At 63.0% G+C, this 22,088-nt stretch carries 17 protein-coding genes and 1 pseudogene; 15 read left to right on the top strand and 3 right to left on the bottom strand.

Annotated elements, in window-relative coordinates; all coding sequences use genetic code 11:
* Positions 1 to 84: 84 nt before the first annotated feature.
* Positions 85 to 885: an SDR family NAD(P)-dependent oxidoreductase gene (locus tag NKI66_RS17620; RefSeq protein ID WP_128302637.1), complete on the bottom strand. Its 801-nt coding sequence runs from the start codon at positions 883 to 885 to the stop codon at positions 85 to 87.
* A gap of 165 nt (positions 886 to 1,050) precedes the next feature.
* Here NKI66_RS17620 and NKI66_RS17615 point away from each other — a divergent pair, with 165 nt between their 5' ends.
* The 6 genes from NKI66_RS17615 (at position 1,051) to NKI66_RS17590 (ending at position 7,471) form a co-directional block, all read left to right on the top strand.
* Positions 1,051 to 1,911, top strand: coding sequence for a DeoR/GlpR family DNA-binding transcription regulator (locus NKI66_RS17615; protein WP_352628285.1), 861 nt, complete (start codon positions 1,051 to 1,053; stop codon positions 1,909 to 1,911).
* A 39-nt stretch (positions 1,912 to 1,950) separates the two neighbouring features.
* On the top strand, positions 1,951 to 2,751 hold the full coding sequence (locus NKI66_RS17610) for a BtpA/SgcQ family protein (protein WP_128302639.1): 801 nt from the start codon (positions 1,951 to 1,953) through the stop codon (positions 2,749 to 2,751).
* 160 nt (positions 2,752 to 2,911) lie between these two features.
* A complete protein-coding gene (locus tag NKI66_RS17605) occupies positions 2,912 to 4,432 on the top strand; it encodes an FGGY-family carbohydrate kinase (protein WP_128302640.1) in 1,521 nt (506 codons plus the stop codon).
* A complete protein-coding gene (locus NKI66_RS17600) occupies positions 4,432 to 5,061 on the top strand; it encodes an HAD family hydrolase (RefSeq protein ID WP_128302641.1) in 630 nt (209 codons plus the stop codon). Before NKI66_RS17605 ends, NKI66_RS17600 begins: the two co-directional genes overlap by 1 nt.
* 155 nt (positions 5,062 to 5,216) lie before the next feature.
* Entirely contained in the window at positions 5,217 to 6,203 is a 987-nt protein-coding gene (locus NKI66_RS17595) for a tagatose kinase (RefSeq protein WP_128302642.1), read from the top strand.
* Positions 6,203 to 7,471, top strand: coding sequence for a D-tagatose-bisphosphate aldolase, class II, non-catalytic subunit (locus tag NKI66_RS17590; protein ID WP_023809135.1), 1,269 nt, complete (start codon positions 6,203 to 6,205; stop codon positions 7,469 to 7,471). Before NKI66_RS17595 ends, NKI66_RS17590 begins: the two co-directional genes overlap by 1 nt.
* 57 nt (positions 7,472 to 7,528) lie before the next feature.
* Here the strand turns inward: NKI66_RS17590 and NKI66_RS17585 are convergent, their stop codons facing one another.
* The gene (locus tag NKI66_RS17585; RefSeq protein WP_352752469.1) at positions 7,529 to 8,875 is read right to left on the bottom strand and encodes an NAD(P)/FAD-dependent oxidoreductase; all 1,347 of its coding nucleotides are present in this window, start codon (positions 8,873 to 8,875) and stop codon (positions 7,529 to 7,531) included.
* A 318-nt stretch (positions 8,876 to 9,193) separates the two neighbouring features.
* Between NKI66_RS17585 and NKI66_RS17580 the strand changes: the two are divergent.
* A pseudogene (locus NKI66_RS17580) lies at positions 9,194 to 9,409 on the top strand (L-2-hydroxyglutarate oxidase); the annotation flags it as partial.
* 731 nt (positions 9,410 to 10,140) lie between these two features.
* Here NKI66_RS17580 and tssH read toward each other — a convergent pair.
* Positions 10,141 to 12,921 (bottom strand): type VI secretion system ATPase TssH, encoded by a 2,781-nt coding sequence (gene tssH, locus NKI66_RS17575; RefSeq protein WP_352440776.1) that lies wholly within the window; start codon positions 12,919 to 12,921, stop codon positions 10,141 to 10,143.
* Between the two features lie 312 nt (positions 12,922 to 13,233).
* Between tssH and tssA the strand changes: the two genes are divergently transcribed.
* Genes tssA through tagH form a run of 8 tightly spaced genes read left to right on the top strand, consistent with a single transcriptional unit; the run spans position 13,234 to position 22,088 of the window.
* Positions 13,234 to 14,406, top strand: a complete 1,173-nt coding sequence (tssA, locus tag NKI66_RS17570) for a type VI secretion system protein TssA (protein ID WP_352752376.1) — start codon at positions 13,234 to 13,236, stop codon at positions 14,404 to 14,406.
* A gap of 6 nt (positions 14,407 to 14,412) precedes the next feature.
* Positions 14,413 to 14,952 carry a type VI secretion system contractile sheath small subunit gene (gene tssB, locus NKI66_RS17565; RefSeq protein WP_023809140.1) on the top strand — a complete coding sequence of 180 codons (540 nt, stop codon included), beginning with the start codon at positions 14,413 to 14,415 and terminating at the stop codon, positions 14,950 to 14,952.
* Between the two features lie 3 nt (positions 14,953 to 14,955).
* On the top strand, positions 14,956 to 16,461 hold the full coding sequence (gene tssC / locus NKI66_RS17560) for a type VI secretion system contractile sheath large subunit (protein ID WP_023809141.1): 1,506 nt from the start codon (positions 14,956 to 14,958) through the stop codon (positions 16,459 to 16,461).
* 47 nt (positions 16,462 to 16,508) lie between these two features.
* Complete coding sequence (locus tag NKI66_RS17555; protein WP_027035516.1) at positions 16,509 to 16,970, top strand: Hcp family type VI secretion system effector; 462 nt, start codon at positions 16,509 to 16,511, stop codon at positions 16,968 to 16,970.
* Entirely contained in the window at positions 16,957 to 17,712 is a 756-nt protein-coding gene (gene tssE, locus NKI66_RS17550) for a type VI secretion system baseplate subunit TssE (RefSeq protein WP_023809143.1), read from the top strand. Before NKI66_RS17555 ends, tssE begins: the two co-directional genes overlap by 14 nt.
* Before the next feature lies 1 nt (position 17,713).
* Positions 17,714 to 19,588 (top strand): type VI secretion system baseplate subunit TssF, encoded by a 1,875-nt coding sequence (gene tssF / locus NKI66_RS17545; RefSeq protein WP_023809144.1) that lies wholly within the window; start codon positions 17,714 to 17,716, stop codon positions 19,586 to 19,588.
* Positions 19,552 to 20,619, top strand: a complete 1,068-nt coding sequence (gene tssG, locus NKI66_RS17540; protein WP_023809145.1) for a type VI secretion system baseplate subunit TssG — start codon at positions 19,552 to 19,554, stop codon at positions 20,617 to 20,619. The genes tssF and tssG overlap by 37 nt, the downstream gene beginning before the upstream one ends.
* Positions 20,616 to 22,088: a type VI secretion system-associated FHA domain protein TagH gene (tagH, locus tag NKI66_RS17535; protein WP_023809146.1), complete on the top strand. Its 1,473-nt coding sequence runs from the start codon at positions 20,616 to 20,618 to the stop codon at positions 22,086 to 22,088. Before tssG ends, tagH begins: the two co-directional genes overlap by 4 nt.

The raw sequence follows: 22,088 nt of genomic DNA, 5'->3' as shown, positions 1-22,088 counted from the left end.
AAGCCTGTTTTCTGATCGTATGTGTTCACTTTTTGGACGGGCACGTGCCGGGCACCAAGATCCGGCCACGACATCGAGGAACCGTCAGGTCATATAGACGCCGCCGGTCACGTTGACCCCTTGGCCGGTCATGAAGCGGGCTTGATCCGAGCAGAGGAAGACGACGACGTCGGCGACATCCTCCGGCAGCTCGAGCCGGCCGAGCGGGGTCTGCGCGACATAGTCGGCGACCACCCGTTCGGGCGTGACCTGCCGCAGATGCGCCTCCCATTCCACTTCGCGCGATTGCATGCCGGTCTTGACGAACCCCGGACAGACAGCATTGACGCGTATCCCTTTGGGCGCGAGCTCGCGGGCAAAGGCCTGCGTCCAGCCGAGCACGGCGAACTTGGACGCCGAATAATGCGCCAGGAGCGGCGCACCGACCTTCGCGGCAAGCGAGGCGGTGTTGACGATGCAGCCCGTGCCCTGCTTGACAAAATGCCGTCCAGCGATCTGATTTGCCAGGAATACACCACGTGCATTGACGGAGAAGTTGAAGTCCCACTCCTCGTCGGTCAGATCCAGCGCATGCTGCATGGTGGACACGCCGGCATTGGCGATCAGGATGTCGCAGCCGCCAAGCGCTTCCAGCATGGCGGCAAAGGCCGCCTCGACGGAATCGCGACGGCGAACATCGACCGTGACGGCGACGGCACCGCCGCCAATCTCCTCGGCCGCCTTGCGCGCCGCGTCGGGATCCAGATCGCCGATCGCCACGGCGACACCCTGCCGCGTCAGGGCGGCCGCGATCGCGCGACCGATCCCCGCGCCGCCACCCGTCACAAAGGCACGCTTGCCCGCGAGTTCGGCAAGCACTGGAGGAATGACGGAGACAGCCGGCATGGTCGTATTCTCTCTGCTTGGTGACGGAATGCGTTCTGTTGATATGGAGATGCATACCAATAAATTCGAACACTGCAAACATATTTTTGTTTGAAAATGTTTGATCATGCGATAGAGTCAAAACTGCAGACCGCTTCGTAAGCGGCTTACCCACCGGATACATCGATGGCAGACGACACCGCCCCTCCTGAGACATCCACGCATGGCGCACCGCGCGATGCCGATCGTCAGCGCCTTCTCGCGCACGATCGACAAGCCCGCATCCTCGCTTTCCTGCGCCGGACGGGGTCGCTCACCGTCGCCGCGGCAGCGGCCGAACTCGCCGTTTCCGACATGACGATCCGCCGCGATCTCGTCGAACTGGAACGCGAGGGCAGGCTGGTGCGAATCCATGGCGGCGCGATCGAGGCCGATAACCCGCCGCTGGTCGCCATGGACAGTGAGGAGCCGAGTTTCGATTCGCGCTTGCGCCAGCGCCGTGACCCGAAGGCCGCGATTGCCGCCGCCGCGGCCGCCTTGGTTTCGGGATACCGCACGATCGCATTGGATGTCGGCACCACCACCTATCTGATGGCCGAGCACCTCAAGGACCTTCCGCACGCCAAGGTGTTCACCAACAGCCTCAGGATCGCGGCGGCGCTGAACGGCGGTATGCCCGAAGTCTATGTTGCCGGCGGCCGCGTACGAGCCGACGAGATGTCGACCGGCGGACCCGCGGCCATCGCCCAGTTCGAGGCGCTGTGGTTCGACGTCGCCGTGATCGGCGTCTCCGGCATCACGGCGGACGGCCTTTTCGACTATTCCTTCGATGATACCGATATGAAGCGCGCCTATCTGAGACGCTCAGGCACCAAGATCGTGCTCTGCGATTCCGCCAAATTCCTGCGCATGTCGCTGGTGCGGATAGCGCCACTATCGGACATCGATATCCTCATCACCGATGCCGAGCCGCCGGCCAAGATCGCCGCGGCGCTCGCCGCGGCCAAGGTCGACCTGCGCATCGCGCCGCCACTGACGCGCGACTGAGGCGCAACATTCTCACTTTATCCCCAAGGAGACGATTCGATGGTATTTGAATTTTTCGGCGACAAGAAGAAGGCTGTCATCTCGATGGCCCACATCGGTGCCCTGCCGGGAACGCCCCTCTATGATGCCGATGGCGGCCTCGACAAGCTGATCGATGGCGTGCTCTCCGACATTCGCAAGCTGCAGAGCGGCGGCGTCGATGCCATCATGTTCGGCAACGAGAACGACCGCCCCTATGTCTTCAAGGCGCCGCCCGAAGGCATTGCCGCCATGACTGCGATCGTCCAGGCGGTGAAGCCCGAACTGAAAGTGCCGTTTGGCGTCAATTATCTCTGGGATCCGACCGCCAGCGTCGCGATCGGGGCTGCCACCGGAGCCCGTTTCGTGCGCGAGATCTTCACCGGCCTGTTCGCTTCCGACATGGGCTTGTGGGAGCCCGATTGCGCCGCCGCCTCGCGCCTGCGGCACAATCTTGGCCGCGACGACATGAAGCTTCTCTTCAACATCAATGCAGAGTTCGCACACTCGCTCGACCAGCGTCCTATTGAATTGCGCGCCAAGAGCGCGGTGTTCTCGTCGATGGCCGACGCCATCCTCGTTTCCGGTCCGATCACTGGCCAGCCGGCCGACCAGTCCCACCTGCGCAGCGTCTGCGAGACGATCAAGGACGTGCCGGTCTTCGCCAACACCGGCGTGAACATCGACAATGTCCGCGATGTCCTTTCGCTGGCGAGCGGCGTCGTGATCGGCACCCATTTCAAGATCGATGGCAATACCTGGAACGCCGTCGACAGCGATCGGGTCAAGCGCTTCATGGACGTTGTCGCCACCTTGCGCTGAGGACGGCTTCCACGGCGATGCCGGCCACCGCCGGCTCGCGGTGATCATATCGATCGTTGCGGGCCGGCGTCCGGAATGATCGACTGGTATCGAGCAGTGGGACACAACGAGGCAGACAGGTTCGCCCGCCTGCCCTTCCCGGCATTTCAATGGATTCGACATGACGTTCGTTCTCGGTCTCGATATCGGCACCACCTCGACGATCGGCATTCTGATCCGGCTTCCCGATCAGGTGCTGGGCCTCGCCTCGCGCCCCGTCACGCTGCATTCCGAGCATGCGGGCTGGGCCGAGGAAGATCCCGCGCAATGGTGGATCAATGTCCGCGACATCGTGCAGGAGTTGCTCAGGACCAGCGGCATCAAGGCCGAGGAGATCGTGGCGGTCGGCACCACCGGCATGCTGCCGGCGGTCGTTCTCCTGGACGACCAGGGCGAAGTGCTGCGGCCAAGCATTCAGCAGAGCGACGGCCGCTGTGGCGCCGAAGTGGCCGAACTGCGGACCGAATGCGATGAGGCGGCTTTCATCGCCAAGGCCGGCAACGGCATCAACCAACAGCTCGTCACCGCAAAGCTGCGCTGGATAGAGCGTCACGAGCCGGAGGTGTTCAGCCGCATCGCCACCGTTTTCGGCTCCTATGACTATATCAACTGGCGCCTCACCGGCGAACGTGCGGTCGAGCAGAACTGGGCGCTGGAGGCAGGCTTCGTCGATGTTTCGACGCACCGGATCGACGACGATCTGGTGGCGCTCGCTCACATACCGCGCTCGGCCGTGCCACGAAAGATCGCCTCGCATGAGATCCTCGGTTCCGTCTCGGCGAAGGCCGCGGATGAGACCGGCCTGATGGCGGGAACACCTGTCGTCGGTGGTGCGGCCGACATGATCGCTTCCGCGCTCGGCGCCGGAGTTGCCAAAGCAGGCGATGTCCTCCTGAAATTCGGCGGCTCGGTTGATATCCTGATCGCCACCGATCAGATCAAGCCAGATCCGCGCATGTATCTCGATTACCATCTGGTGCCGGGCCTGTTCATGCCCAATGGCTGCATGTCGACCGGCGGCTCGGGCCTCAACTGGTTCGTACGCAATTTCGCCGGCGGCGAGATGGTCGCGGCACAGGCCGAGGGTAGTTCGGTACACCAGCGGCTCGATGCGCTGGCGGCAGAGCGTCCCGCCGGTGCCGATGGCCTCATCATCCTGCCCTATTTCCTCGGCGAGAAGACGCCGATCCATGATCCAGCGGCCCGTGGCGTGATCGATGGGCTGACGCTGTCGCACGATATCGGCCATGTCTGGCGCGCTTTGCTCGAGGCCTATGCCTTTGCCATCGCGCATCATGTCGAGGTGCTCAACGACATGGGCCACCGGACCGAGCGCTATCTCGCCTCCGACGGCGGCTCAAGCAGCAAGGTCTGGATGCAGATTGTCGCGGATGTCCTGCAAAAGCCGGTCCAACGCCTGACCGGGCACCCCGGCTCTTGCATCGGCGCTGCCTGGACGGCGGCGATCGGCGTCGGCCTAACCGACGACTGGTCGGGCGTTTCCGGTTTCGTCAGCTTCGCCGACCGGCTCGATCCCGACCCGCGCAAGGCTGACATCTACCGCGACGGCTATCGCCGCTATCGCGATCTTTATGCGCGCCTGTCGGCTCCTGGCGCGACCAGAGCGGGATCGTCATCGTGATGTATCGCGCCGTCGCCTGGGACATCGACGGAACGCTGATCGACAGCGAGCCGTTGCATCATCAATCCCTCCTCGCCGGCTGCCGCAACTGGAACGTCGATCTTGACGACCTGCCCGACCAAGCCTTTCGCGGCATCCATATGGGCGACGTCTGGACAATGCTGCGTCCGCGTCTCCCAGTCGGGCTCGACCAGGCGGAGTGGCTCGCCGCTATCAATGCCCACTACGTCGCGAACCGGGCGAACGCCGTCCCAATCCCCGAGGCGGTCGAGACGATTCGGACCCTGGCTGACCGCGGCGTCCCGCAGGTCTGCGTCTCGAATTCCGGCCGGCAAGTCGTCAATGCCAATCTCGATGCGCTCGGCGTGCTCGATCATATGAGTCTCACAATCAGCCTCGACGACGTGTCGGCCGGCAAGCCCGACCCCACGCCCTATTGCGAGGCCTGCCGGCAGCTCGCCGTAGCTCCAGGGTCGGTGGTGGCCGTGGAAGACAGCCGCACCGGCACTAAGGCAGCACGAGCCGCCGGTCTGTTCGTGGTTGGCTATCTCCCCAGTGGCGGCCTGCTCGGCGACGTCGATCTCAGCACCAACCGTCTGTCGTCGATCCTGGATCTGTTTCCAGGCTGAGGGTTTGCGCGTCGTTACCTTCCAGGTGTGCGCTTGACCATGCATCAGGATCGTAGCGTGATGGCAACTGATCGATTCACATCGACCGGTAGGAATCCCCCTTGCGCCTCGGCGTCGTGAAACCGCAAACGACACCACACCAGGATGGACGCTTGATGAACGACCTCCCCCAAACACTTGCAGCGGACTCGCTCGGGCCAACCGTGACGATTGGAGAAATCCTGGTAGAGATCGTCGCGAGGCAGACAGGCACCGGCTTCCGGGAACCTATCGACCTCATTGGCCCCTTTCCGAGCGGCGCGCCCGCCATCTTCATCGATCAATGCGCACGTATGGGCGGAGCGGCCGCAATGGTGGGCGTGGTCGGCGACGACGATTTCGGCGTCGTCAACGTGGAGCGCCTGAAGCGGGACGGCGTAGACACTTCCGCCATCGCTGTTTCCCCGGATTATCCGACGGGCAGCGCCTTTGTTCGCTACCGCACGGACGGAAGCCGCGATTTCGTCTACAACATCGCCAAATCCGCCGCCGCTCGATTGGAATGGACCCCGCAGGTCGAGGCGCTGATCGCGCGTTGCGGGCATATCCATGTCATGGGAACGGTGTTCGCAAGTCCCGCAGCCTGGGCGATCACCGAACGCGCGATCCCGCTGATCAAGGCACGCGGCGGCACGATGTCGCTCGATCCGAACCTGCGCAAGGAATTGCTGGCGCACGGCCAGACCGAGGAGAAATTCGCCGGTCTGGTGGACGAAGCGGACCTGCTGCTGCCGTCGGGCAATGAATTGTTCCTGGCCGCCGGCACGGACGGGGAGGAACGCGCGATCGAGGCGCTGTTCAGACGAGGGGTCAAGGAGATCGCTGTGAAGCGCGGCGAACATGGCGCGTCAGCCCGTCAAAGCACCGGAGCCCGCGCCGATTGCCCCGGCCTCATCGTCGAGGAAACGGACCCCACCGGCGCCGGCGACTGTTTCGGGGGAGCCTATGTCGCATGCCGGCGGCTGGGCATGGCGCTGCAGACGGCGCTCGAATTCGCCAACGCGGCAGGGGCGCGCAACGTCACACGCCACGGTCCCATGGAGGGAGCCGGCACGCCGGCCGAGCTGGAAGATTTCATGGCAAGAACGGCGAGAAGAAATTGATGCGTGTGGCGATCGAAGATTTGCCGGCCCTGCACAGAGACGGGAAGAAAATCGGGGTAACCTCGGTGTGCTCGGCGCACCCGCTGGTGCTTAAAGCCGCACTGCGCCACGGCCGGGAAACCGGCACCACCGTGCTGATCGAGGCGACGTGCAATCAGGTCAATCATCTGGGCGGTTATACGGGCATGACGCCGGCCGATTTCGCGGCGATGGTGGAAGCGCTCGCGGCAGCCGAGCGGTGCCCGGAAGAGCTGATCGTGCTTGGCGGGGATCATCTCGGTCCTAATCCCTGGAAAGACCGGCCCGCCGAGGAGGCGATGGCGCAGGCCGGGACGATGGTCGATGCCTATGTCCGCGCCGGCTTCCGCAAGATCCACCTCGATGCTTCGATGGGCTGCGCGGGTGAACCGGCGACGCTAGACGACCACACGGTGGCCGGGCGCGCGGCCAGGCTGGCGGGCGTCGCGGAGCAGGCGGCAGCGCAGAGCGGCGGGGCAAGCCCGGTCTACATCATCGGGACGGAGGTGCCGCCGCCCGGTGGCGCCGATCACGCTTTGGATGCGATCACCCCGACCAGTCCGGAGGCGGCTAGCCAGACACATGCCATTCACGCCCAGGCATTCCAAACCGCCGGGCTTGAAAGCGCATTTTCCCGCGTCATCGGGCTTGTGGTGCAGCCGGGCGTGGAGTTCGGCAACCAGAATGTGATTTTCTACGATCGGGCAAAGGCCCGCGACCTGGCGGCAACCCTCGACAGATTGCCGTCGCTCATTTTCGAAGCCCATTCGACGGACTATCAGGGTGAGAGGCCGTTGCGTGAACTCGTCGAGGACGGCTTCGCCGTCCTCAAGGTCGGACCCGAGCTGACCTTCAAGCTGCGCGAGGCGCTGTACTCGCTCGACCTGATCGCTTCCGACCTGGTGCCTGACTATGGCGAGCGGCCGCTTTACCACGCAATGGAAGAGCTGATGCAAGGCACCCCCAAGAATTGGGCAAGCCACTATCATGGAAGCGATGCCGACAAGCGGACGCTGCGCCACTACTCCTATTCCGATCGCATCCGATATTATTGGGCGATCCCGCAAGCCCGTGCCGCCTGCAACCGTCTCTTCGATACGTTGAACGGCCGCAAGGTGCCGGTGATGCTGTTTCTCCAGCACCTGCCTTCTGCAGTCACATGGGCTGACCGCGCCTGCGACGTCGAGGAGATCGCGATCGGTCACGTCCGGCGGAGCATCGAGGCCTACGCCCGGGCATGCGGCACCTGAGATCCTCGTCCGGTCCTTCAAGGCCAGAGCGGATGGGCTGGCGGGCGGCAGGAACGCTTACAGCGATGGCCCCAATCGGATCGGACTGCCGTCGCTGAAACGGGATTGACGGAACCTATAGAGGTTGTGCCCAGTCTCGTTGCCTTGGACGAGGTCGGACAACACACGGCCGATGCCGGGTCCGATGCCGAAGCCGTGGCCGCTCATCCCGGTCGCTATAACGAGACCCGGGATCGCAGCGGCGCGATCGACGATGGGCACGACATCAGGCATCGCATCGATCATGCCCGCCCAGCTCGCCTTGAGCGGTACAGTCGTGAACTGAGGGAAAAGCTCCCTGAACCCGCGGTCGATGGCGCGGAGCGCCGACGTCTCGGGAGCGGGATTGAGGACCCGCATCCGTTCGAAAGGGCTTTCTTCATCCGCGTTCCATCTGCGCGGCGTCGACCAGCCATCCGGGTATCCTCGCGGCGCGGCCGGCAGGTAGCGCGTGCCGAAGGGATTGGCCATCAGGGCGCTGAAATATTTGCCCGCATGGCGAAATGCGTCCGGCCCTATGTAGAGTTGGCTGCTGCCTCCCGATGCGAGCGTATACCCGCCATCCTGCCTGCGCCGGAAAGCGATGCGTTCATCCGCGGCGGCACCGGCGTGGATCTCCGGCATCGGTGCTGTCGCGGCGACGGTCGCCCTGACGCTGAGCTGCGGAATCGAGATGCCGTGGGCGCGCAGAAAGAGCGACGTCCACGCGCCGCTGGCGACGACGACGCTCGAGGTCGCGATGCGCCCTTTCTCGGTCCAGACGCCACTGATGCGTCCCGCGGAGATGTCGAGCATACGTGCCGCGCAATTCTCGATGATCGTCACACCTTCGCGGGCCGCCAGGCGAGCAAGCGCGGGCACCGCGACCCAAGGTTCCGCCCGCATGTCCGATGGGGTGATCATTGCGCCTTTGAACGGTCGCGACATGGCCGGGATCAGGCTTGCCAACTCACCTTGGTCGAGGAGACGCGTGTCGACGCCATGAGCCTGGGCAATCTCGAGAAACTTCGCGAAACCGGCCATCTCCTTGTCTGTCCGCGCAAGATAGGTAACGCCCGTCTGCTTCAGTCCTATGTCCTCGCCACATTCCTGCGCCAGTTGCCGCCAGAGGCGCTGCGCTTCGATGACGATCGGCAGTTCGTCGGCATCGCGGCCCTGCTGCCGGATCCAGCCCCAATTGCGCGAGGATTGCTCGGCGGCGATGCGGCCCTTTTCCAGCAGCGTCACCGAGACGTTCCGTCGCGCCAGGAACAGTGCCGTGCTCACGCCAATGACCCCGCCGCCGATGATCACGACGTCCGAAGTCTTCGGCAGGGGCTGCTGGAACTGGATCGGGGTGGCTTCGGTGAAGGGGAAGATTGTCAAAGAGCACCGTCCTTCTTGGTATGCTGCGGCGACATCCGGTCCACGCTGGCAGCGAGATCTGGGCAGCGATATCTGGCCGCCGTGAAATGTCGATACCACGCGAGGAGATTGATCGTCAGCTACTGCTTGCCGACAAGGACGGCGACAGATCGCGGGTCTGGAAGCCCCTCTGGACAATGAGTTTTGAAACTGCCGGCCAAAGGCTGGCGACTGTGCAAGCGTGCCCCACTATTGCGTTATCGGCGGCGGCATCGTCGGCCTGGCGACGGCCATGCGGCTGGTTGAGACATATCCCGGCTGCAGCCTGATGCTGTTGGCCGGAAATACTGTCCGAGCCTCGGCCTCGCCGACCTGCTCCCGCACGAAGCAGGCATCCGCGCGCAAGCCGTGCGCAAAGACAGTGCCCTCATCCATGATTTCCTGTTCGCACAAACGGACCGCATGCTGCACGTCTGTAACGCCCCTTCACCCGCCGCCTCCTCGGCGATCCCGATTGCAGAGATGATTCGAGATCGCCTCATGCAGGGCTGCTGAAAACGAGGCGGTATGCATGGAGCCGCAACGCCCGCTGAACGCTGGAGTATCCGTCTTGGCCAAGAAAGGGATTGGGGCACCGGCCGCGGGCAACGCAGCTTTTGCGTCAGAACCAGATCCGCTCACCACCGGGCCAGCAATTCCGCTCCCGGCGAGAAGGTACTTGGCCTGCCGGCCATAGCCGCTCGGCCTCAGGCCTGCGGTTTCCGCAAGCGTTAGCCTCCTGTGGACGCCGGCATTTTTGGCTGCGCAAAGATCTCAAGCGAAACGACGGCCGACGTCGCAGGTTCGACCGTCATAGGCATAGCTCGACGAGCTCCCTATGGTACACGTCCACAGAATGCACTGACACTCAAGCCAGCTTGGCTAAGCCAGAAATCTTTAAGTCTTTGAAATGACCTGACTATTTATGGTACCCTTGGCTGGGACCTATCCCCGGATCAAGCTATTGTTTTTATTATGTTTTTTCTGCTCCAACGTCCGATTTGTATCACAATAGGTATCACAATCTGTAGCACCTTCTCCGCGACCCTTGGATGCCTTCGCCCACAGCGGCCGCAGCGTGTTTGACTAAAGCCACTCGCAGATCCGGTGTCGTGGCAGGTAAAAGAATACCGTCATTCTTCTAACCGATTGCGTCATACGAATTCACCGCCACCGGCCGCTCCCAGGCTAGTCGGCTCAGCTTGCCTATGCACGAAGAAGCCGAAGCAAACCGTCATCAACTTTCCTTACTCGAAGGAATAGGTGAAGCCCTCCTTGGAGGCGCCGACGGTTACCCTTGTCATCCTTTCGCCCTCGAGCGAGCGGTTCAGCACGCCGCGGCTCAATTCCGGCAGCAGCGTGTTTGTCAGGATGGCATCGATCATCCGCCCGCCGGATTCGATCTCGGTGCAGCGGGCCTTGACTAGGTCCATGACGCCATCGCCGATCACCAATTCTGCGTCGTTGGTCGCACGCAGCCGGCGAGCGATCTTGGCAAACTGGTGACGGGTGATCGCTTCGATCATCGAACCCGAAAGCGGATAGTAAGGAATGGTCACCACCCGGCCAAGAAAGGCCGCAGGGAAGACCTTCAGCAACGGGCTGCGCAGCGCGGTGTCCAGATCGTCGAGCCCTGCCCGCAGCGTGCCATTCCTGGTCCGATCCATGATGACTTCGGAGCCGACATTCGAGGTGAGCAGGATCAGCGTGTTCTTGAAATCGATGCGCCGGCCCTCGCTGTCGTCCATCATCCCCTTGTCGAAGACCTGGAAGAAGATTTCGTGCACGTCAGGATGCGCCTTCTCGACCTCGTCGAGCAGGATCACCGAATAGGGTTTGCGGCGGACCGCCTCGGTCAGGATGCCGCCCTTGCCGTAGCCGACATATCCGGGCGGCGCCCCCTTCAAGGTAGAGACCGTGTGCGCCTCCTGGAACTCGGACATGTTGATCGAGATCAGATTCTGCTCGCCGCCGTAGAGCGTCTCGGCCAAGGCCAATGCGGTTTCGGTCTTGCCAACGCCCGAGGGGCCGCAGAGCAGGAACACGCCCACCGGCTTCTCCGGCGCGCCGAGCCCGGCGCGGCTGGTCTGCACACGCTTGGCAATCATCTCCATGGCGTGATCCTGGCCGACCACGCGTTCGGACAGAGTGCTGGCCAGCCGCAGCGCTTTTTCGGTCTGGCTCGACAGCATCCGCCCCGTCGGGATGCCGGTCCAGTCCTGAACGACCGCCGCCACGGCGTTGCGGTCGACCGACGGCAGGATCAGCGGCGTCTCGCCTTGCGCCTCGGCCAGTTCGACCATCAGTTCGCGCAACCGGGTGAGATCGGCGGCCGGATCGGGTGGAGGGGCATTGGCAGCCGCCGGTGCCTCCACATTGATTTTGGCCGTTTTGGTCTTGGGCGTTTCGACCTTGGGCAGCGGAGTCTCAACCGAGTCCGTGCCTGCTGTTTCCCTATTGGTCTCCGGCGTCTCCACCGCATCGAGCGGCACACCTTCGCCACGCAGCCTGGCGCGCAGTTCGAGTATTTCAGCAACGAGTGCCTTTTCCCCGTCCCAACGCTCCTGTGCGGCGGCGAGCATGACTTCGGTTTCGGCTAACCCGGTGTCGACCCGTGCCTGCCGGTCGCTCACCTCGATGCCGATCGCGGCCTCGCGACCGATGATGCCGCGCTCGACCTCCAGCGCCTGGCGTCGGCGCATGATGTCCTCGACCTCCGCCGGCGTGGCGTGCTGCGATATGGCGACACGGGCGCAAGCGGTGTCGAGAAGGCTCACCGCCTTGTCAGGCAGTTGCCGCGCCGGGATATAGCGATGCGAGAGACCAACCGCCGCCTCGATCGCCTCATCCAATATCTGCACCTTGTGGTGCTGTTCAAGAACGCCGGCGATACCGCGCAACATGAGAACGGCCACCGCCTCGGACGGCTCGTCGATCTTGACTACCTGGAAACGGCGGGTCAGCGCCGGATCCTTCTCGATATGCTGCTTGTACTCGGCCCAGGTCGTTGCCGCGATCGTGCGCAGTTCGCCGCGCGCCAGCGCCGGCTTCAGCAGATTGGCCGCGTCGCCTGTTCCAGCCGCGCCGCCAGCGCCAATCAAGGTGTGAGCCTCATCGATGAACAGGATGACCGGCGTTTCGGAAGACTGCACCTCATCGATGACTGCCTTCAGCCGCTTTTCGAACTCCCCCTTTACGCTTGCACCCGCCTGCATCAATCCGACATCGAGCATGCGCACACTGACCCCTTGCAGTGTCGGCGGCACGTCGTCCGCAGCGATACGCAAGGCAAAGCCCTCGACGACCGCGGTCTTGCCGACCCCGGCCTCACCGGTCAAGATCGGGTTGTTTTGCCGGCGTCGCATCAGGATATCGACGATCTGCCTGATCTCTGGATCGCGGCCGACAACCGGATCTATCTTACCGTCGCGGGCGCGCTGGGTCAGGTCGGTGGCGTATTTCGCCAGCGCCGAATCCCCACCCGGAGGCCGCCGCGGCGCCTCTGCGGTGGAGACCGTGGTCGAGGCGCCGGCTTCGAGCGAGCCCTCCATGACAACGGCGAACCGTGCGATGACCGCGGCGGCGTCGATCTTGTCAAACTCGCCGCTGATCTTCGACAGCAGGCCTTCCAGGACCGGCGTCTTCAGGCAGGCAAGGAGAATGTGGGCGCTGCGGACTTCCTCGACGCTGAACTCCAGCGTGGCTAGGTTCCAGGCTTCCTGGATGGCATGGAAGATATGGTCGGAAAATTCCTCGATCGACGTTGCGCCGTAAGGCAGCTTGTCGACGGCGCGGGTCATATCGGCCGTGAGCCGGCTCGCATCAAGGCCCGCATCGGCGATTATCATTTGCATATCCGAACGGTCGGAAAGTACCAGTTGCTCGATGAAGTGGACGAGCTCGACGTAAGGATTGCCGCGCAGTTTGGCGGTGTCGGCCGCAGCCTTGAAGGCGCGCACACCGACAGGATTGAGCTTGCCGACCAGTTCCTTGCGTTTGAAGGTCTGCGATGACCGGCGCTGTTCCATCGAACGTGCTCCTGCAATCTGCCAGTCGATAACCTGCCACATAAGCCGTCACTTGACAAAGCGTGATGAACAGCGCCCCTTCCACTTGTGGAGAGTGCCGCGCCATCAGATGCAAACAACCACGCAATTGTCCGCCTCGGTGTAATGCATTTCACATACAGGGTCAGCAATCTGGTCAAGGGTTCCAGCACCCAAGACGCGGCTTGGTCAGCTTTCGTTAATTTTTTGAGCAGTGCTTGAATTGTGGTAAAGTGCAACCGTGTGATACCGTAGGGTCACGTACGGTTTGAGGGCCGATCGCTGGGGGTTGGTGTGATTGATGTCGCACTCTGGCTTGCTCCGCTCGACGGTGAAAATCCGTCAGGGGAGGATTTGCGCAACGACCCGGCTTTTCATGAGCTGGAGCGCCTGACGGAACCCGAGATCAAGGTCGTCCACGACGGCCAGAACAAACCCGCCTCGCAAAGCACCATTCCGGTCGACTGGCCCGCGGTGCTCGCCAAGGCGGAGGAATTGCGTGCGCATGGCCGGGACCTGCGCCTGCTCGTCGTCGTCACGCGCGCGCTGGCCAATGAAGAAGGACTGGCCGGGCTCGCGCAGGGGCTGGCCCTTATTGCGCAGACCTTCGATCAGCATTGGGAAACAATGCATCCGGCACTGCGGCCCAACGCTTTGCCACGCGATGCCGCCTTGCGCCGTATCAACGCGCTGCTCGACCTCCAGAATGGTCAGGAGGGGTTGTTGGCGAACCTGCGGCAAATGACGTTCTTTGCGCCACGTGCGATCGGCCCGATCCAGGGCAAGGATCTGGAAAGGTGTGCGCTCGACGACCGTGTCATGCTCCAGGAAGCCGCCTCGGGATTGAACGCGGCAGAAAAGGCCGCACTGGTCAGTGCGCACGGACAATTGTTGAACCGGGTGCGTGCTGGATGTGCGGCACAGATGGATCAAGCCAACGCAGAAATGGTCTTGCTCGTCGCCGACGCCCGGGCAGCGATCGCAGCCCTTGATGCGGTCGAGACCGCTCTCAACGCCCGTCTCGAGGGCGGCGGCGCTCCTGTTCCGGAATTGAAGCGGTTTCTGCAGCGTCTGCTGACGACCCTCGAACGGAATTCGGCAGCCGGCGCCTTGGCGAATGGCGCGGCCAAGCCGCCCACGCCGGCAGAACCGGCAACGCCTGCTCGAAACGGTCATGGAGCCGAGACTATGGCAAGTGCGGCAAGCTACACGGATACCAGCACGGGGCTTCCCGACCGGATTTCCTCACGCGACGACGTGGTCAAATGCCTCGACCTGGTCGTCGCCTTTTATGACCGCACCGAACCCTCGAGCCCGATACCGCATCTGGCGCGGCGTGTGCGCCGCATGGTGCACATGGATTTCGTTGAACTGATGGAAGATCTCGCCCCGTCTGGGCTGAAGGAATTCCGGCTCCTTGCCGGCGTTCCCGATGTCAAGAAGACGGCTCAGAAGGATGAAAGGTAAGAGCACATGCCAGCCGAAAGCAAAGCGAAGGTCATCGAACGAAATCGCGCGCCGCGGGTGCAGATCGCCTACGACGTGGAAACCTACGGTAGTCCGACCACGATCGAATTGCCTTTCGTCATGGCCGTGATGGCCGACCTTTCCGGCGCTTCGCAGACCAAGGAAGCGTCAAAATCGGTGCTGGACCGGTCCTTCGTCGAGACCGACGCGAACCGCTTCCCCAGATTCATGGAAGCGCTTGGGCCGCGCGTCAAAGCCCGGGTGAAGAACACGCTGCCGCAAGCCGAAGGCCAGGAGCGCGACGAGGAACTGGCGCTCGATCTCACCTTCACCAAGATGGGCGATTTCGCTCCCGACAAGGTTGCCGAGCAGGTGCCGCAACTGGCCGAGATCCTCAAGATGCGCCGCCAACTCGAGGAACTGCTTGGCTTCATGGATGGCCGCGTCGACGCCGAAAAACGCATCGCGCAACTTCTGAACAACGAACCACTTCTTGGCAAGATCGCCAGCCAGGCGCTGGCCGACGACGACAAGGTTGGGGAGTAAATCATGGCCGAACAGCAAAAGACCGCCGCCGTCGCCGCCGAGGCGGAAGCCATAGATCTTGGAGAATTCAGCGGGCTTCTCGAGAAGGATTTCAAGGTCAAGAAGGACGACAGCGAGAAACTGCAGCAACTCGTGCGCAATCTCGCACTCGCGGCGCAGTCCCGTTCCGAGACCACCACCATCTCCTCCAATGCGATCAAGTCGATCAAGTCGCTGATCGCGGGCATCGACAAGATGCTGACGACACAGGTCAACGAGATCCTGCACGCGCCCGAAGTGCGTGAGATGGAAGGCACATGGCGCGGCCTCTGGTATCTCATCAACAACACCGAGACGGATCAGAAGCTGAAGATCCGGGTGATGAACATCTCCAAGGAGCAACTGGCCGACACGCTCGAAGACTATGAAGGCCAGATGTGGGATCAGAGCCCGATCTTCAAGAAAGTCTATACGGACGAGTATTCGATGCTTGGCGGCGAGCCGATCGGCTGTGTGATTGGCGCCTACGAATTCTCGAACCACCCGCGCGACGTCGGTTTGTTGCGTAACATCTCCGGCATCTGTGCTTCAGCACACACGCCGTTTATCGCAGCCGCCTCGCCGCGCCTGTTCCGCATGGACAGCTGGCAGGAATTGCCGAACCCGCAAGATCTCCAGCAGATCGTCTCCAACCCGGCCTATGCCTCGTGGCAGTCGTTGCGCGAGAGCGAGGACGCTCGCTATATCGGCCTGACCATGCCGCGTGTTCTGGCGCGGCTGCCATACGGCACGGATACCGTTCCGGTGAAGGGCTTCACCTTCGAGGAAGAGGTGCAGGGCGATCACAACAAATATGTCTGGATGAACGCCGCCTTCCCTATGGGCGTGAACATAAACCGCAGCCACAAGCTCTATGGCTGGGGCACGCAGATCCGCGGCGTCGAGAATGGCGGCACGGTGCTTAACCTGCCGGTGCACAGCTTCCCGACCGATGACGGATCGATCGCGATGAAATGTCCGACCGAAGTCGCCATCGACGACCGGCGCGAAGCGGAACTGGCCAAGCTCGGCCTGATGCCGATCCTGCATCGAAAGAACACCGATCTCGCGGCCTTCATCGGCGCACACTCACTGCAGGACGACGAGACGCGGGCGGGGCGGCTGGTCGACCCCGACGCGCAGTCCAATGAGCGGCTGAGTGCCAACCTGCCCTATCTCTTCCCGGTCTCGCGCTTTGCGCATTACCTCAAGGCCATTGCGCGCGACAAGGTCGGCTCGTTCAAAGAGCGCTCCGACATGCAGATCTGGCTGACCGAATGGATCAACCGATATGTGCTGGCCAACCCGGCCTTCGCCGACGACAAGGCGCGCGCCAAGCGCCCGCTTGCCGCGGCCGAGGTTCAGGTGGACAGCGTTGAGGGGCGGCCGGGCTATTACAACGCCCGCTTCTATTTGCGTCCGCATTACCAGCTCGAGGGCATCAATGCCTCGCTCCGACTGGTCTCGGAACTACCGTCCGTGAAGACTTGAATTGCAGCAACACCATCTTGGTTTTTTGAAAGCGGTGGAGAAAGACAATGCCCACAGGTACGAAGATTGATGGCTTTCTAAAAGTTCCGGATATCAAAGGCCCAAGCGTTCGTGACGGCCACGAGGACGAAATCGAAATCCACGGGGTCGATTACAAGATAGTCGCGCCATACGATCCGAATTCGCTCTCGCGCCGCGGCCGTGTCTCCTTGGGAATGATCAAGTTCACCAAGCACTACGACAAGTCCTCGCCCTATCTGAAGAAAGCACTGTTCGAGAACAAGGCGCTGGACGAAGTGGTGTTCTCGGCTCGCCGGACCATCGATGGCGAGACGAATGATTACCTGGTCGTCACCCTCACCGACGCCTCGATCATGGAATACGACCTGTCGCAGGCGGAGGATGAGGAAGACCTGATCGAGGAAGAGGTCAGCTTCGCCTACAAGAAGATCAAGTTCGTCTATGACGGCAATGACGAAATCGAAATGGATGTCTATGTCGGCAAGTGAGGGCCGGCGGCCCGACGCGGACAAGCTGCAGGTCACCGCTGGTTCGCGAGCAAAACGCGAAGCGGTCCAGCCCTCTCTCTGGGACCGCCTCGTAAACGACCTGCCGGGCATGACCTCCGAGATAGACGGGCTGCGCCAGGCCTTGCAGGACGAACTCGGCGCCGACCGGCTGGAGGGTCTGGTTGCGGGCAGCGCGCGGCTCATCGATGCCGATGCGGAGCTGACGGCCGATCAGAAGCGGCGCCTGCACCGCCTGGCCTTTCAGATCCAGCATCGCGTGGAGATGGAAAGCCGCGGCGTGGTCGTGTCGGCCCGCGTGCTCCGGGAGGCCGTGCGGCGCGATATCGAGGCCCTGTTCAACACCGAGCGTTTCGAGGCTGTTCCGCTTCTTTCCGATCTCGAAAGCGAGCAGGCAGCGGACAACCCGCCGTCGCTCGCCGATTTCCCGGAGGTGCGCCGAAGCGTGATCAACTACGGCGTGCCCTCCTTTTCGGGCCGTTCCTCCCGCGATTTTGATCGCGAGGCGCTCGCCCGCGAGATCCGCTCGGTGCTTGCTACCTTCGAGCCACGCCTCAAGGAAAGTACGACGAAGGTCACGGTGACGCTTGGCGACAAGAGCGTGGGTTTGAAGATCGAGATTGACGCGGTGCTGATCATGACGCCGACGCCGGAACGCATGCGTCTGCGCACCACGATCAATCTCGACAACGGCTTGGCGCGGACCGAATTTAGGGAGGCCTGAGATGGATCGGGTCTTCGTGGAATATTACGAGGAGGAACTGACCCATATCCGTGCGCTGGCGGCGGAATTTGCCGACCTGCATCCGGCGGTGGCGCGCAATCTCTCCCTCGACACGGTGCCGTGTCCGGATCCGTATGTCGAGCGGTTGCTTGACGGCGTCGCTTTTCTCGCGGCGCGCACCCGGCTGAAAGTCGATGCCGAGCGCTCGCGGTTTTCACGCAGCGTGCTGGATGTCCTCTATCCCGATCTGGTCACGCCGGCGCCGGCAACGGCTATGGTGGTGCTGAAACCCGGCCAGCAGGTCCAGACGATGGTTGCCGGCCATGTCGTCAAGCGCAACACCCGGCTGGTTTCCGGCCTGCAGCCCGGCCTTTCGACGCGCTGCACCTTCACCACCGCCCAGGACGTCACGCTGTGGCCGATAGCGGTGACTTCGGTAAGCTATTTTCAAGATCGCAGCGCGCTGGCGGCGGCCGGCATAGGGCCGATCGGCGGTGTGGCCGGCGAGGCGGCGCTCCGCATCGTGCTGGCCCGAACCGGAAAAGGCAGGCTCGACGAATTGTCGCTCGACAAGCTTGATCTCTATTTTTCCGGGCGCACCAAGGCACCCTTGATTCTCGACGCGATTTTTGGCGCTTGTTCGGCCGTTGGCGCACGCGCGGAAGGCAAGACCAACCCCGTATCGCCCTTGCCGGAACCCGAAATGATCGGCATCAGCGACGACGAAGCCCTGATGCCTCGGACCCGTCCGACATTCGAGGGGTACCGTCTGCTGCGCGAATATTTCATGATGCCCGAGCGCTTTCACTATGCGCGGGTTTCCGGACTGCAGCCCGTCGTGCGCCGATGCGCCGCCGGGCTCGAGATCATCTTCATGTTCAGGCGTCCAGTGCCCGAGCTTGCCGACTTGACCCCGGCCGATTTCGAACTTTTCGCAACGCCGATCATCAATCTCTTCGAGCGTGAGTGCAACGTCATCGAGCTTGATCCGCGCAGGACGCGCCAGGTGCTGCATGCCGACCGAACGCGGGCGCGTGACTTCGAAATCTATCGGGTCATCCGCGTGGAGGACGCCGACACCGGGGGCAGCGATGCCGAAATTCCGGAGCTCTTCAGCCTGGGTCAGAATCGTGGCAGTGGCTGGGTCTACTCGACCGAGCGGCGTCCTCGTCGCGCGACGGAAGACGAGCGGCGCGACGGGCTGACCCGCACCTCCTACGCAGGGGACGATGTTTTCCTGGCAATTTCACGCCCGGTGGAAAGCCAGGCGAACCGGTCGCTGAAGCGTGTCGACATCGTGGCGCTTTGCACCAACCGCGATCTGCCGATCCTCGATGACAATCCCACTTTGACGCTGGAGGCCGGCGACCCGGTCGAAACGGTGCGGCTTCTCGGCGCGTTGCGTCCGCCTCGCCCGGCCATCCCCGCGGCGCTGCCTTCGGGCGCGGCGGGCGAATCGCGCGCCGACAATCTCGCCTGGCGGCTGGTGGCGCAACTGGCGCTCAATTTTCTCAGCCTTGCCAAGGAAGGCCGCGGCGTCGATCCGCTGCATGCGCTGCTTGATCTTTACGCCGACCGGGGAGATCCGAGCCTTGCCCGCAACGTGCATTCGATCGTTCGCATCGACTCGCGGTCGGTCATCGAACGGCTGCAGATCGACGGCCCGATGTGCTTTGGACGTGGCACGGAAGTAACATTGCATGTCGACCAGTTGGTCCTGGCAGGGCAAAGCACATTGCTGCTTTCGGCCCTGCTGGCACGGCTGTTTGCCCGGCATGCCGGGATAAACGGCTTCGTGCGAACCCGTACGCGGCTGCTGCAGAAGCAGGAGGATGTGCCATGGCCGATGACGCCCGGCAATCGCTACCTGATCTAGACACAGTCGACCCGAACCATGCCGAGGCGCTGTCCGGGACGTTCGACTTCTTCGAACTGTTGCGCCGACTCGAACGGAGGGGCGGGCTGTTCGGCTATTCCGGCTCGCCAGAGCGCGAGCCTGCAAGGCTCGGACAGCATGTGCGTCTTAGCTTTTCGGCCAGGGACGTGGTTGAATTCCACGACGCGAAGGACAAGGCTCCGGCCAGGGTCACCGTCGCAAATCTCGGCCTGATGGGACCCGAAGGTCCGCTGCCGCTGCATCTGACACGCTGGGTGCTCGATCGTCTGTCGCAGCGCTGGTTCACCGGCGCCGATGCCCAGCAAACCAGCGACACGACATTCGTGGACTTCGTCAACATTCTTCAGCACCGCATGATCGCCCTGTATTATCGGGCATGGGCGGATGCGCATCCGGCCGTACAGGTCGAACGCGCGGTCGGCGGGCGCGTTCGCGCCATGCTCGAAGCCATGGCGGGAATAGGACTTCCGGGCACCCAGAACACCGATCTCGATACGGTGAAGCTTCGCCAGGCGGCTTCGCTCGCCAGCCAGGTCGACGGCCCGGAACGGCTGACGCTGTTCCTGGCGGAAGCGTTCAAGGTGCCGGTTCAGATTAAGGAGTTCATCGCCGCCTGGATAATCATCCCAACCGGGCTCCAGACCCGTCTTGCAAAAGCCTATGCAGGGCTTGGCCGAGGAGCGACAATCGGCCCGCGCGTTTTCAACCGCCAAAGCCGAATCGAGCTCCGTGTCGGCCCGCTGGGGTACGAGGACTTCAAGGCGTTCCTGCCCGGTGGCCAGCGGTTCAAACTGTTCAAGCAAGCCGTTCGCGACATGGTCGGGGAATCGCTCGACGTCGATCTGCGCATCGTGCTTGCGCGGGAAGCCGTGCCGCCGCCCCGTCTCGGAGCGGTACAGCTCGGCCGAACTGCCTGGCTTGCGCGGCCTGTTGAAAGGGGCGATGCTGACGATCTGCGGCTGCGCACAATCGTCGGATGGCAGCCGGAAATGGCGGGGGTCGCGACATGAGCCTGCTGCTGACGCTGGAGCAAGGGCCACGCACCCAGGCCGTACGGCACACCCGGCTGGACGAAGGCGACCTGGTGATCGGCCGCAGCGCGGACGCAGGCTGGCAGATCGACGATCCCGACATGTTCGTTTCGCGAGCTCATTGCAGGATCTCGGGCGGGCGAGATGGATATTTCGTCACCGATACGTCAAGCAGCGGATTGTTCATAAACGATTCTGACAGCCCGCTCGGCGCCGGCAAGTCGACGCGTCTTCAAAGCGGTATGCGGCTAAGACTGGGCGACTACGTCGTCTATGTCGATCTGCAGACGCCAACCGCCCAAGCACCCACAGCCGGCCAGCCGGCTCCGGAACGCCTGCCGCCGGCATCCCGGGCGCCGGTGAGCATCGGCCACGACGACTTCTTTTCCGCCACGGTCGAAGAAGAGCCGCGACGGCCACGTCCGGCGGATTTGCCGGACCCGTTCGAACGGCCGGTTCCAGGCGCGTTCGAGCGTGCCACCTCCGGCCAGCGCAGTTCGCCTGGTTTCGATGACCCGTTCAGCCTCGATCCGGTTTCAACGCCTGTGTCGAAAAATGCCGCCTCTTACCGCGAACCGGGCGGCGCGGCGAACCAGGCGGACCCCTTCGGCCTCGACCCCGTGCCGTCTCCCAGCCGGGGAGCCGAGCCCGCTCATGGAAAGCCGTCCGATTTCAAGGATGATTTTGGTTTCGGATCGGCCGCGGCGCCCGGTTCGGCAAACGGCACCGGCTCGGCCGGGCAGCGCGAGCGCATCGCCCAACGACCACAATCCGCCAATCCCTGGGATTTGCCCGCGCAAGCGGCTGACGTCCCGCCTCCGGCGCGGGCAGGTGCTGCTGCCAAACCCGCCCGCCTGCCGGCAGCGCCGCAACTGGGGGACATGGCGCTCCGCTCCGCATTCCTGCATGGCATGGGTGTCGAGGAAGCCGATTTCCCCGAGCGCGACAGCATTGCGGAAATGGAGAAGTTTGGCCGCGAATATCGGTTGATGATGGAAGGCCTGATGCAGCTTCTGCGCAAACGGGCCGAGGAAAAGGGAAACGCTCGCGTCGCCCAGACCATGGTTGGGGCTTCCGAAGTCAATCCGCTCAAGTTTCTGCCGACGGTCGACGACGCCATCGTCACGCTTCTCGCCGAGCGCAGCCCTGGATTTCTCGCCGGCGAAGCGGCAATCGCCGACGCGGTTCGCGACCTCGCCCAACATCACGTGCGCGCCTGGCGCGGCGTACAGGGCGCCTTGCGGCGGATGATTGACCGTTTTGACCCGACAGCGATCGAGGAAGAGCTGAAATCGAATTCCGCGATCGGCACGCTGCTTTCGGGCGGACGCAGCGCCAAGCTGTGGGAGCTTTACCAGAAACGCCACCGTGAAATCGCCGAGAGCGCGGAAAAAAGCTTTCTGGGCGAAATCGGCGCTGATTTTCGGGATGCATATGAGGAGGAGTGA

The sequence above is a fragment of the Mesorhizobium sp. M0518 genome (genome assembly GCF_040321125.1).
Classification (GTDB): Bacteria; Pseudomonadota; Alphaproteobacteria; order Rhizobiales; family Rhizobiaceae; genus Mesorhizobium.
This window is presented reverse-complemented; position numbering and strand designations above follow the sequence as displayed.